We start from the raw sequence: 12,050 nt of genomic DNA on the forward strand, positions 1-12,050 counted from the left end.
TTAGTTCCTGAATTGTGGTCAGGAGCAGTAGTCATAATGGATAACTTATCAGCCCATAAACTAGCTTCAATTACAACGATGATTGAATCTGTAGGTGCTAAAATTATTTGTTTATCACCATATTCTCCTGATTTTAACCCGATTGAATTATGGTGGTCTCAACTTAAGTCTTTTTTACGAAGCTTTTCTCCAACTACAACAGAAATGGTTGATACTATAATTGCAGTTGCACTCAAATTAATGAATCCTCAACATTTAAGAAATTGGTTTGCTAATTGCTGCTACTGTACCTCATAACAGCGGGAACCGCTGTAAAGTAGCTGTTGCTAGAAATGTAGCTAAAAATCGAAAACTTTTTGTCATCTTTCTCAACCTCAGATTTATGGGTAAACAGGTGTTAGCAATTTTTTCTCTGTCTTCTTAATCAAAACGTAAGCCCGCTCGCCTTAGTTAATACTGAACTGACCAGTAAGAGCGATTCGAGTCATCTTTTATACCTTATTCCTGGTATGTTAGATCTGTCAGCACTTGTGGGTAGCGGATAAGGGCGGAAAAAGACGGGAGTTTTGTTAAAAATATTTACAAGGGGCGGATTATAGCGGATAATGGCGGATAAAGTAGGATTTAACTCACGGACTATGGACGCAACAGAGGTGTTGAAGTATTTGGACGAACTGGTTTTCGCTCAAACGGGTAAGCATCTCGATAGTTTGCAAAGAGCAATTCTTAAAGGCGTTCTCAACAGTCAGAAATACGCTGATATTGCCAAAGAATATAACTGTACGCGAGGTCACGCTAAAGATGAAGCTTACGCACTTTGGCAGATTCTTTCTGAAGCGTTGGGAAAAGACTTAAACAAGTCAAATTTTCGGGCTTCTGTTGAAAGATTAGGATTTGCAAACTTTCAATCTCCGATTGTTGGAAACCGAGTTAGAGTTCGTGATATTAACGTCTGTTCCAATCCTTCAGAAGCCAATGAAAAATCAGAATTAGAAAATTTTGAATCCATCCTTAAAAACACTCCTACATCTGTTAACGGCAAATATAACAATATTGAAACTGCACGAAAACTAGCTAAACTGGAAACGATACCGCAATTAATAAAAATTGGCTTAACGGCAGAACAAATTGCCCAAGCTTTAGATTTGCCTCTGGAAGAAGTAGAGGAAAGGCTTAACTGATAAAATAATGAGGAAGTACAGCAAGCAATGCGATAAGCAAACATAACTAATCAACTAAGGTGAAGAGGTCGAGAAATATGACACAGGAACTGATAGATTTAAGAATCAGTATTTTAGAGGGACGCTACAGCGATGCTTTGGCGATCGTAGATGATTTAGAAGGAATGAGTAAAAAGGAAATTCTGCGAAAAATTAAGGCATTTTTGAGAGTTTTAGTAATTCACTTGATTAAAAATCAAGTCGAGCAAAGATTAACTAACTCTTGGGCTGCATCAATTCGTAATTCCCTCCGAGAAATTCAAGATGTGAATCAAAAAGAAAACAGAACTTCATATTATGTAAATTCTGACGAATGGGAAGATTTAATTGAGGAAGAGATACTTGAGAACGCGATCGCAGATGCAAGTGAAGAAGTTATGAACGGAAAATATACCCGTTCTCAACTATCGGAAATGTTAGATAAACCTCAACTGCTGCAAATAACAACTAGACTGCTTAACCTGACTTATACCCATTCTGCCAAAGAATTGCCAGCGCTAATTGAGGAGCATTTAGTACAGTTACCTGGTGGTCAAGACTGGATCGATCGCAGAAAATAGAATTTGGATTTAAGAATATTTTATCGGGGGGGTTGCGATCGCAGGCTTTGCCGAAATTCCTTTGCTGCCTCTAGCGGGTTGACATTTCTCACGCATTGTGCCAACATCTCAATATCGAGTTCGGGAAGCAATTCGCTTTTCTGAATTAGCTCGTAACCGCAGGTTTGCACAAATTGAACTGGAGTTTCTTCTCGCAAATAGTAAAGGAAAAAGCGATCGCGCTGCCAGAACCAAACCTCTGGAATATTCAGCCTTCTGTATACCTCCAATTTGTTGATTGTGCCGCTGGTAATAATTACTTCTATTGCTAAATCGGGAAATTCTTTGTCTGTGCCAATACAGTAAGCTTCATCAGGTTCTATACCGCCGCTTTTCTCCTCTTGTCGCAAAGTTGTCGAACCAAAGGGAAAATAGTTGATGTCAGCTTCTAAAAAGTAAATAACGAGAAGATCTCCAATGCGAGTTTTTCCACTTTCATGACGGCGCGAAGGTGACATAATTTCTAAAACTCCATCTAAATACGTAACTCGATATCCCGAACTGTCTCCGATTCGGGCGAGTAGTGCCTCATATTGCTCCCAGTTCGCGCCATCAGTGATATAACGGTCTTCAGGATCTTGGCGTTGGAGTTCTTGTTCGTCAAGTAGCGCGTTAAGCTTGCTCCTCAGCATCAGTATCGCCTCCTTAGAGAATGTCCTAATTTTAGAGCAGCCCAACGCCTTGAGGCGTTAGGCTGGGCTTTGTGGAAAGAGGGAATTTCTCCCATAGCATCTGCCCCTCGGCATCTGCCCATTACCAACCGCTAACAAAATGCTCGATCGCATCTGGGTGCGACGGCAAATCGCTAGTGATTACGTCACAACCAGACTCTGTTACCAGCACATCATCCTCAATCCGAATTCCCCGGACATCAGAGAATTCTGCCAGACGATCCCAATCCACTATCTCCTGATATTTTTCTCGTTTGTCTGGGTAATTCAAAAGCGACGGTACTTGATAGAAACCGGGCTCGATCGATACCAGCATTCCCGCCTTGAGGGGTCGATCCAGACGCAGGTAATTTAAGCCAAAGCGATCGCTCCTAATTCGCCCCAGCTCGTACCCCGCCAAATCCCCCAAATCTTCCATATCGTGGACATCCAAACCGATCGCGTGTCCGATCCCGTGGGGGAAAAATGCCGCGTGAGCATCCAACTCTACCAATTCTTCCGCATCGCCTTTCATAATGCCCAAATCGACCAGCCCTTGGGTGAGGGTAGTTGCCCCCAGCAGATGAATGTCTTTATACTCCACACCAGGACATATCTTGGCAATACAAGCATCGTGAGCGGCCAGAACTACATCGTAAATAGCTCGCTGGGTAGATGAAAACTTCCCAGAAACAGGCCAAGTGCGCGTCACATCAGATGCCCAACCCATCGGGGTTTCCGCACCCACATCCGCAAGTAGCAAGTCTCCCTGTTGCAGCGGGTGATGATACTGCTGGTTATGGAGAACTTCGCCGCGAACGGTGACAATACTGTTATAGGCACAAGTCATGTTTCGAGCAGTGAAGACACTTTCCATCGCCGAACGGACTTCGGCTTCAGTTTTGCAATGTCGCGTCGCCGCCATACCCGATTTATGCGCGTCAACGGTACTAGCAGCCGCTTTTCGCAATTCTGTCAAAGCGCCTGCATCGTGGTTGAGTCGCAGCCTGACGATCGCATAAGCTAGATCCCAGTCGATCGAATTCAGGGAAGAAGCCGAATACAACCATCGATGCAGTATCCCAGACTGTTGGTTGTTAATCATCACGTCCTGCACTGGGATTGTCGCGCAGCCTTGACTTCGCCACCACAGTTCTCCCATCGGGTGATCTGTGTTTGCCCCAATCAGCTCGGCAATCTCCTCTCGCATGGGCTTTTTTCCATGCCACAGTGCATCGTCTGGACTGGGGTCATCCATGAACAGTTCTAGTCTGCCTGCCTCCATCCGAATTGCTGCATTCTCCAGGGGTAATCCAGCAAAATAGAGAAAGTGACTGCTGGCTCGAAACTGCAATTTATTCGCCGGATAATTCCGAGACGGAGCGCATCCTGACCAGAGAACCACGGGGAAATCAATCAGATCGAAAAGTCGCTTCCGCCGCTTGCGGAGTGTGTCTGCCAAGGTTTTGGCTTCACCAAGCTTGTCGGAATGAGCATTTTTTAGCGACGCTGTTAGCGAAGCTATGTCCAAGGCAATAGGCATCTCGGTCGTGACTTGCATCATAGAAACGTACAATCCGGGTGCATCTGACTCTTGCCAGAATACCAAAAGTGTCTAATTTGAGGTAAAAGGGATGTCTCGTCAACTCAACAATCATCCTAGCGCTATCCAACGATATGACTGGCCTCTAGCTCAACTGCCCGGTTTGAGCCACGATAACCAATCCCAACTACTAGAGTGCGGCATTACGACGACTGGGCAGCTAATTCAAAAAGCCAATACTCCCGAAACGAGGCAGGCATTGGCAAATCAGTTGCAGATCCATATTCAGTATGTTAAAAAATGGGTTGCTTTAGCAGATCTCGCTCGCATCCCCAGCGTTGGTTGCCAATATTGCGGACTATTATTACACGCTGGGGTATGTTCTGTAACCCAGCTGGCTCAGATTCCCCCTCACAGATTGCACCAACAAATTTTGCGGTTGCACGTTGCAACCATGCAGCGGCGCGACCTTTGCCCTTCTGTGGAACAAGTATCTCTGTGGATTCAACAAGCGCGATCGATTTTGGATTTTAGATTAAAGAATTGAAAACAATGAGGAATCTGTTTTAAGCCCAAATAGCGCTAATTTTTAGCTAAAACGCCGTTGAGGAAGATGTCGGCGATTCCCTCTGCCATTTCCTTCATCACTTGGGGTGAGGCTTCTGGTTCCATAATGGTGTTGTGGCTAAAACCTGCGATCGCAAACATCCCCACAAATACCTGTGCCACTATCCTTGGACTCATTCGGCGATAAATTCCTCTATCCATCGCTGTTTCAAAGAAAGCTTCCGCCACGTCGGTCATTTTGACAATTACTTCCGACTGAACGCGATCGCGCAATTCCGGGTGAAACTGTGCTTCCATAAAGCAAACTCGCATCATATCCGCATTTTGGTGGAAATTCAGCATCCGCCGCCGCATTACCTGCGCTACAGCTTCATAGCTGCCCATTTCGCTCAGTTCCGTCAGCAGATCCGTCAGGATTTCGACCCATCCCTCCGTTGCCACCTCCACCAAAATCGCCTTTTTGTTGGCAAAATGGCGAAATAGGGTTCCCTCTGCCACCCCAGCCGCCGCCGCAAGATCGCGAGTAGTTGTACCGTCATAACCCTGGCGGGCAAACAACTTTTGCGCTGCCTTGATTATACGGGTGCGCGTTGCGTCTTCTGGCTGAGTAGTTCGGTGAAAAATTCCCATATTAAATCATCGTTCTATACTAATCGAATCTCTACAATACTGTTTTTCATCATCTTAATAGGAATATATCAGTCTAATAAATCATCTGCCGGAATGCTTCGCCCCTACTTTAAATGTACTTTATTACAGCGGTTCCCGCTGTAAAATACTGGGGTTTGTGATATATACTTGGTTATGGAACAGCTTAACAGCAAAAGTGTCAGCGTCTAATTGTAAAATTTGTAGATCAAAACAATTCCCTGTGTCTATGATATCGCGTGCGTGGTTACTTAAGTTGACCGTCCAAATAAAAAACAACTGGTGGCGTCGAACACTTATAACATTAATATGTGTTGTTCTGCTGTGGTGCGGATCTAAACCAGACGCGGCTTTAGCGCTTACTCAAAACTCGATCCCAAACACATTACCCGCGCTACGGGGAGAGGAAAGCAAACTTAAATTTTCATCATCTGAGTCAATTAGGCCATATTTGGATCGGGTGATGCAGCGCGTCACCGAGTTTCGCCTCGATAATGGTATGAAGTTCATAGTGCTGGAACGACACCAAGCACCAATAGTTTCTTTTCTTACTTATGCTGATGTCGGCGGTGCTAATGAGCCAGAAGGCAAAACAGGTGTTGCTCACTTTTTGGAGCATTTGGCTTTCAAAGGAACGACGCGCATAGGTACAAAAAACTACGCAGCGGAAAAGCCATTACTCGATCGCCTAGATACCCTATCAGAACAAATTCAAGCAGCCAAAGCAACGGGTAAAGAAGCAGAAGTTACTAAGTTACAGGCCCAGTTCAAACAGGTTGAAGCGCAAGCTGCGGATCTAGTCAAGCAAAACGAGTTGGGTCAGATCGTTGAGCAAGCTGGAGGAGTCGGTCTTAATGCTACTACTTCCACCGATGCGACTCGCTACTTCTACAGCTTCCCTTCTAACAAGCTAGAACTGTGGATGTCGCTGGAGTCGGAACGGTTTCTAGAGCCAGTGTTCCGAGAATTTTATAAAGAAAAAGATGTAATTTTAGAGGAGCGCAGGTTGCGTGTCGATAACTCGCCCGTTGGTAAGATGCTGGAAGCATTTATCGACACTGCTTACAAGGTGCATCCCTATCTGCGTCCGGTAATTGGCTACGACAAAGACATCAGAAATTTAACCACAAAAGATGTAAAGGAGTTTTTCGATACTCACTACGTTCCCAGTAAGTTGACAATGGCTGTTGTTGGAGATGTCAACGCCGCAGAAGTGAAACGACTGGCCCAGATTTACTTCGGTCGCTATCAAGCAAAATCGGCAGCACCCGATCGATTACCGATCGAACCAACGCAAACAGAAACTAGGGAAGTGACTTTGCAACTTCCCTCCCAGCCTTGGTATTTGGAAGGATACCATCGACCGGGAATGAATCATCCCGATAATGTGGTTTATGAGATGATGGGTAGCATTCTCAGCGATGGTAGAACATCCCGCCTCTACAAATCGCTGGTGGAAAAGCAGCAACTCGCACTCACCGCACAAGGCTTTAACGGTTTTCCAGGAGATAAGTATCCCACGATGATGCTATTTTATGCCCTGACGGCTCCGGGTCATACGGTTGACGAGGTGGCAAAGGCTTTGGGGTCTGAAATTGAGCGGTTGAAAACTGAGCCAGTTTCAGCAGAGGAATTGGATCGGGTCAAAACGCAAGCGCGTGCTGGCTTGTTGGGCTCGCTTGATTCTAATGATGGTATGGCATCTTTGTTAGTGGAATACGAAGTCAAAACAGGTAGCTGGAAAAACTTGTTCAAGGAGTTGGAAGCGATCGCATCTGTCACCCCCGCCGATATCCAGCGCGTTGCACAAGCAACATTCCAGCCATCCAATCGCACCATTGGGCGTCTTCTGTCCAAAGAGGGATGAGCAACACTTATGGAAAATTTGGGACCCATGGGTCCCAAATTTGGGGGTAGAAAAATAAAGGAGTAGGGAAGAGGGCCAAAGGTGACTTTAAATCCAAAATTCAAAATTCAAAATAAGCAGCGGATTGTTAAAGCGCTGACGCTAATGGTGGCGACAATATTGCTGATGATCCTGTTGCGCTTGCCAGCCGTGGCCCAAGCAGCTAGGCATTATACCGAGTTGACCTTTCCAGCGCTGCCAGAAATAAAAGTGCCCGCTTACACCCGGTATAAACTGGACAACGGCATAGTAGTGTATTTGATGGAAGATCGGGAACTTCCCCTGATCGGCGGTACAGCGCTGTTTCGCACAGGCGATCGCTGGGAACCAGCAGAGAAAGTTGGTTTGGCTGGGTTAGTAGGGGAAGTAATGCGGAATGGAGGCACAAAGAAGCACTCCGCCGATGAATTGAATACTATGCTCGAACAACGGGCAGCTTCAGTAGAAACCAGTATAGGGACTTCTTCGGGTAGCGCTAGTTTTAGTAGTCTTAGCGAAGATTTAGAAGAAGTGTTTGCCTTATTTGCGGAGGTGATTCAGGAGCCAGCATTTGCCCAGGATAAAATCGATTTAGGCAAAACGCAAGCGAAGGGCGATATAGCCCGCCGCAACGACAATCCCGGTGGCATTGCCAGCCGAGAATTCCAGAAACTAATCTACGGGGAAAGTAGCCCATACTCCCGCACGGTTGAGTACGCTAATCTGGACAATATTTCTAGGCAAGATTTGGTAAATTTTTACCAGCAATACTTCTATCCCAACAATATGATGCTGGGTATTGTGGGAGATTTTGACAGTAAAAAAATGCGGGAACTGATCCAGGCGAAGTTTGGCAATTGGAAGCCGAATCCGCAACTGAAAGTACCGCCTTTGCCAGCAGTTTCTCAAGCGAAGCAGGGAGGGATATTTTTTGTCGATCGGCCCCAGCTGACTCAGAGTTATGTTCAAATGGGACACTTGGGCGGTCTGTTCAACAGTCCCGACTATGCAGCGCTGGATGTTTTGAATGGAGTGCTGAATGGTTTTGGCGGGCGGCTTTTTAATGAAGTGCGATCGCGCCAAGGTCTAGCTTACAGCGTCTACGGCGCTTGGAGTCCCCGCTATGACTACCCCGGCATCTTCCTTGCGGGAGGACAAACTCGTTCCGAAGCTACAGTGCCATTTATTCAAGCCATCTTCGCCGAAATTAAGCGCATTCAGGCTGAAGCAGTGACACCCCAAGAACTAGCTTTTGCGAAAGAATCAACCATAAATTCTTTTGTCTTCAACTTTCAAGACCCCGGCCAAACCTTATCGCGCTTAATGCGATACGAGTATTATGGCTACCCAGCTGATTTCTTGTTACGTTACCGACGCCAAGTAGAAGCTACCACCATAGCTGACGTGCAGCGGGTTGCCCGTACTTACCTCAAACCAGAGAAAATCACCACCTTGGTTGTAGGTAATTCTGCTGCCATTCAACCTCCCCTGACTGCACTGGCGGCACAAGTAACACCGATCGATATCACAATTCCAGCCCCAAGAACTACAGCCACTTCGCCGCAATAATCCCCACTCTTGGGTACTTAGTTGCGCTTTAGCGCCCAAGCGCAACAACATACCTAAGAATCGCCTGTACCTGGCGATCGATCCAAAACTACATCTGCGTTCATCTGCTTTTATCTGCGGTAAAAAATATCTCAAATTGAATTGTGCGATCGAACTAATTTGTAGGTTGGGTTGAGGTACGAAACCCAACTAATGTGTAGGTTGGGTTGAGGTACGAAACCCAACTAATGTGTAGGTTGGGTTGAGGTACGAAACCCAGCTAATGTGTCGGTTGGGTTGAGGTACGAAACCCAACTAATGTGTCGGTTGGGTTGAGGTACGAAACCCAACTAATTTTCTCTCTTTTTATTATACAATCTAGCTGCGTAGCAGCTTACCGATTTTGATGAACCGATGCCTGAACTTTGGGACGCTTTGGAAGAATGATTTTACTCGATATCCTTACGTTTACTCAGATCTTGCGCCTGCCGTTTTAGCCCGCTCGAAAATCCATAATATTGTTGGCGAATTAATGAGGTTTTAATTCTACACAGAGACAATGGCAACGCTTGCAGCCCGCCTGCGATTCAAATCGCAGGCTAATAGCTAAAGTCCACTTAAGTGGACTAAATACTAATCTTCCAGTCCATTTTAATGGACTTTCGCTATTAGCCTCAGACTTGAGTCTGAGGTGGGCTTGGGCAAGACCAATTATAAAATAAACCCGGTTTGTTGACTATAGCAGCGATAGACTATGGAATCTGTTAGACTTATGTAGAGAAAGGAAAGGGAGCCAAACAAAATGACCACTATCCAATCAATGACAGATGCAATAACATCCCTTTACGAAGAGGATTTTTATCTGTGGTTACAGACAAATATCAATTTATTAAAAGAGGAAAAATTTGCAGAGATAGATTTAGAAAACTTACTAGAGGAACTGGAAAGTATGGGTAAAAGCGATAAAAATGCTTTAAAGAGTAATCTGAGGGTACTTCTCATGCACTTACTTAAATATAAATATCAGCCGGAAAAACGAACAAATAGTTGGCGGTACACCATTATAGAACATCGTCAACGCCTCCGAGATACCTTCAAAACTAGTCCGAGTTTATATGGTTTTTTTGAAGAGATTTTTAATGAATCTTATCAAGATGCCAGGGAACTAGCCGCAGGTGAAACAGGTTTATCTATTAATATATTTCCCCCAGAGTCTCCCTTTACTGTAGAAGAAGTTCTCAATCCTAATTTTTTACCTCCTGAGAGCGATCGGCCCGAAAATATTGAATAATTGAATGAGATATCCTTCTCTCTAATTGCTTTTTTCAACACAAAAAAACCGGGTTTCTGACTTCTCGTTATTTCAAATGATATAATCATTAAACCCTTTACTCTGGTTCTGTCTTAGTTCATCTGTACTATTCCATCCCCTTTTTGTTGATATGTGACAGTTGAGGGTGCGGAATGTGGGATAGATCGGCTTAAAACTTGTCTGCTCCACTTTACATCACTGCGTTTCATCCACCGGATAAAACATAATCAACCAACTGAGATATTCTCTGGCGCAACGTTTCCAAACCGAGACGTTCCCCAGCTGAAATAAACACCGCTTGGGGAAACTCTTCTTGGGCTAGTGCTAGAGTGTCGCCATCTACTTGGTCAATCTTGTTAAAAGCGATCAAAGCTGGGCCTGGGGTAACTGGCATTTCTGTCAAGATAGCCATAACGGAACGAATCTGACTTTGCCACGCCGGATGGGACAGATCCACGACATGAACTAAGGCGTCGGCTTCGGTGACTTCCTCCAAAGTGGCGCGGAAGGCGTCCATCAAAGCGGGAGGGAGTTCGTTAATAAATCCAACCGTGTCTGTGAGGACGATCGCCAGCGGTTCCCCTGTTACGGTGTCGGGAATTACGAGGCGTCGCGTGGTGGGGTCAAGGGTGGCAAACAGTTGGTCAGCTGTATAGACCTCAGCGTTTGTTAGTACATTTAATAATGTAGATTTGCCAGCGTTGGTATAACCCACTAAAGCTACGGAAGGAACTTCTTTGTGCTGTCGGTTCTGGCGCAGGCGAGTTCGATGCGCTTGCAGTTGATCCACTTCCTGTTGCAATCTGGCAATGCGGCGCTGAATGGCTCGACGTTCGGTTTCCAGTTTAGTTTCACCGGGCCCGCGAGTGCCAATACCGCCGCCTAAACGCGACATAGCTTGACCTCTACCTGTCAGTCGCGGCAGCATATATTCTAACTGGGCTAATTCTACTTGCAATTTCCCGGCACCGGATTGAGCGCGTTGGGCAAATATATCTAGAATTACTTCGGTGCGATCGATTACTCGTAGGCCGATTTGGGTTTCTAAGTTGCGAATTTGCGCGGGTGAAAGGTCGCGATCGAATACTATTAAGTTGGCTCCCAGTGTCTGAGCGGTGAGGGCGATTTCTTGCACTTTTCCTTCCCCGACTACTGTTTGGGGATGGAGACGCGATCGCTTTTGTTGTACTGTCTGCAATACTTCTCCCCCAGCAGTATCCACCAATCGCGCCAATTCCTCCAGACTGTTCCGAAATTGTTGAGTCGTCATTTTTTCTGTGATCAACCCAACTAGGAGTACGCGATCGCGATCGCTGTCTACCTCTTGTGCGACAAATTCTCGCTGAAACTCAGCTTCCAGACTGTTAACCAGATCCAGAAAATCCTGCTTGCACAACACATCCAGACTCATTGGCGAGGATACAATCCAACCACTTTGCAAAGATAATGGTTCAGCAACGCCATCTCGCATCTGCACCGGATTTGGTACTAGATGAGCTAGATATGTTTCTTTAACATAACCAAAAGCTCCCCCACCGCGCCGCTCAAACCCAGTCCCGGTGGCGTTCAGCATCACTAGGGCGTCTAACCGCTGGATTGCCATTGCAGTTAAGGCTATTTCATTGGGGATTTCTGGCTTCAGTTGGGTCGCTATGCAGCGAATACCGCTTAGTCGTTCTGCACCGTAGCGGGGTAGTTCCCTGGGTGGAATTTGGGTTTGACGGGGATTTCCCACGCCTACCCGAATCACCTGTCCCCGGCGGTTGATGTAGCAGCAGAGGGGTTGGCTGATTTCGCTGCTAATTTCCGCCAAGCTTTCGGCAAATTCCGGCGTGGTAATGCGATCGCCAGGAAGGCGCTGATGATACAGCTTTTGCAACTGCTTAAGCTGACTGGATTTTAAACCTTGTAGATTGCCGTAAATAGTTTCGATAGTAGTTCTCGATCTTAACTTGAGTTTATCTAGCAGATTGCCGGTTTATGAAGTACACCCCAGAAACCCGGTTTCTTCAAGAAACCGGGTTTCTTCGTACCTCACTTACCTGAAAAGTGCGGTAAGTTCTATTACCCGTCTATTT

11 protein-coding genes are annotated in these 12,050 nt (G+C 45.8%); 7 read left to right on the forward strand and 4 right to left on the reverse strand.

The window, feature by feature from the left end; translation table 11 throughout:
* From LAY57_RS36670 to LAY57_RS28100, 3 genes are all read left to right on the forward strand, one after another.
* On the forward strand, window positions 1-297 hold a 297-nt coding region (locus LAY57_RS36670), incomplete at its 5' end, for a transposase (RefSeq protein WP_420839143.1).
* A gap of 341 nt (window positions 298-638) precedes the next feature.
* Entirely contained in the window at window positions 639-1,181 is a 543-nt protein-coding gene (locus LAY57_RS28095) for a helix-turn-helix domain-containing protein (RefSeq protein ID WP_249070476.1), read from the forward strand.
* 77 nt (window positions 1,182-1,258) lie between these two features.
* Entirely contained in the window at window positions 1,259-1,780 is a 522-nt protein-coding gene (locus LAY57_RS28100) for a DUF29 family protein (protein ID WP_249070477.1), read from the forward strand.
* 20 nt (window positions 1,781-1,800) lie between these two features.
* On the opposite strand, the gene LAY57_RS28105 is transcribed toward LAY57_RS28100, so the two are convergent.
* Both LAY57_RS28105 and LAY57_RS28110 read right to left on the reverse strand, forming a co-directional pair.
* Entirely contained in the window at window positions 1,801-2,451 is a 651-nt protein-coding gene (locus tag LAY57_RS28105; protein ID WP_249070478.1) for a Uma2 family endonuclease, read from the reverse strand.
* A gap of 121 nt (window positions 2,452-2,572) precedes the next feature.
* Window positions 2,573-4,033, reverse strand: a complete 1,461-nt coding sequence (locus LAY57_RS28110; protein WP_249070479.1) for an aminopeptidase P family protein — start codon at window positions 4,031-4,033, stop codon at window positions 2,573-2,575.
* A 70-nt stretch (window positions 4,034-4,103) separates the two neighbouring features.
* Between LAY57_RS28110 and LAY57_RS28115 the strand changes: the two genes are divergently transcribed.
* A complete protein-coding gene (locus LAY57_RS28115) occupies window positions 4,104-4,559 on the forward strand; it encodes a DUF4332 domain-containing protein (RefSeq protein ID WP_249070480.1) in 456 nt (151 codons plus the stop codon).
* 35 nt (window positions 4,560-4,594) lie between these two features.
* Here the strand turns inward: LAY57_RS28115 and LAY57_RS28120 are convergent, their stop codons facing one another.
* On the reverse strand, window positions 4,595-5,209 hold the full coding sequence (locus LAY57_RS28120) for a TetR/AcrR family transcriptional regulator (RefSeq protein ID WP_249070481.1): 615 nt from the start codon (window positions 5,207-5,209) through the stop codon (window positions 4,595-4,597).
* A 247-nt stretch (window positions 5,210-5,456) separates the two neighbouring features.
* Here LAY57_RS28120 and LAY57_RS28125 point away from each other — a divergent pair, with 247 nt between their 5' ends.
* The 3 genes from LAY57_RS28125 (at window position 5,457) to LAY57_RS28135 (ending at window position 9,951) form a co-directional block, all read left to right on the forward strand.
* Window positions 5,457-7,094 (forward strand): M16 family metallopeptidase, encoded by a 1,638-nt coding sequence (locus tag LAY57_RS28125; protein ID WP_249070482.1) that lies wholly within the window; start codon window positions 5,457-5,459, stop codon window positions 7,092-7,094.
* A gap of 144 nt (window positions 7,095-7,238) precedes the next feature.
* Window positions 7,239-8,681 (forward strand): M16 family metallopeptidase, encoded by a 1,443-nt coding sequence (locus LAY57_RS28130; protein ID WP_249070496.1) that lies wholly within the window; start codon window positions 7,239-7,241, stop codon window positions 8,679-8,681.
* 781 nt (window positions 8,682-9,462) lie between these two features.
* Window positions 9,463-9,951, forward strand: a complete 489-nt coding sequence (locus LAY57_RS28135) for a DUF29 domain-containing protein (RefSeq protein ID WP_249070483.1) — start codon at window positions 9,463-9,465, stop codon at window positions 9,949-9,951.
* Window positions 9,952-10,177: 226 nt separating this feature from the next.
* Here LAY57_RS28135 and hflX read toward each other — a convergent pair whose 3' ends face one another.
* Window positions 10,178-11,851: a GTPase HflX gene (gene hflX / locus LAY57_RS28140; RefSeq protein ID WP_275994379.1), complete on the reverse strand. Its 1,674-nt coding sequence runs from the start codon at window positions 11,849-11,851 to the stop codon at window positions 10,178-10,180.
* Between the last annotated feature and the right edge of the window lie 199 nt (window positions 11,852-12,050).

It is taken from the genome of Argonema antarcticum A004/B2, assembly GCF_023333585.1.
GTDB classification, from domain to species: domain Bacteria; phylum Cyanobacteriota; class Cyanobacteriia; order Cyanobacteriales; family Aerosakkonemataceae; genus Argonema; species Argonema antarcticum.

Coding starts and splice junctions, on each gene's coding strand:
- LAY57_RS28095 (WP_249070476.1), top strand. CDS start 639: ATGGACGCAACAGAGGTGTTGAAGTATTTGGACGAACTGGTTTTCGCT.
- LAY57_RS28135 (WP_249070483.1), top strand. CDS start 9,463: ATGACCACTATCCAATCAATGACAGATGCAATAACATCCCTTTACGAA.
- LAY57_RS28125 (WP_249070482.1), top strand. CDS start 5,457: ATGATATCGCGTGCGTGGTTACTTAAGTTGACCGTCCAAATAAAAAAC.
- LAY57_RS28100 (WP_249070477.1), top strand. CDS start 1,259: ATGACACAGGAACTGATAGATTTAAGAATCAGTATTTTAGAGGGACGC.
- LAY57_RS28110 (WP_249070479.1), bottom strand. CDS start 4,033: ATGATGCAAGTCACGACCGAGATGCCTATTGCCTTGGACATAGCTTCG.
- LAY57_RS28120 (WP_249070481.1), bottom strand. CDS start 5,209: ATGGGAATTTTTCACCGAACTACTCAGCCAGAAGACGCAACGCGCACC.
- LAY57_RS28130 (WP_249070496.1), top strand. CDS start 7,239: ATGGTGGCGACAATATTGCTGATGATCCTGTTGCGCTTGCCAGCCGTG.
- LAY57_RS28115 (WP_249070480.1), top strand. CDS start 4,104: ATGTCTCGTCAACTCAACAATCATCCTAGCGCTATCCAACGATATGAC.
- LAY57_RS28105 (WP_249070478.1), bottom strand. CDS start 2,451: ATGCTGAGGAGCAAGCTTAACGCGCTACTTGACGAACAAGAACTCCAA.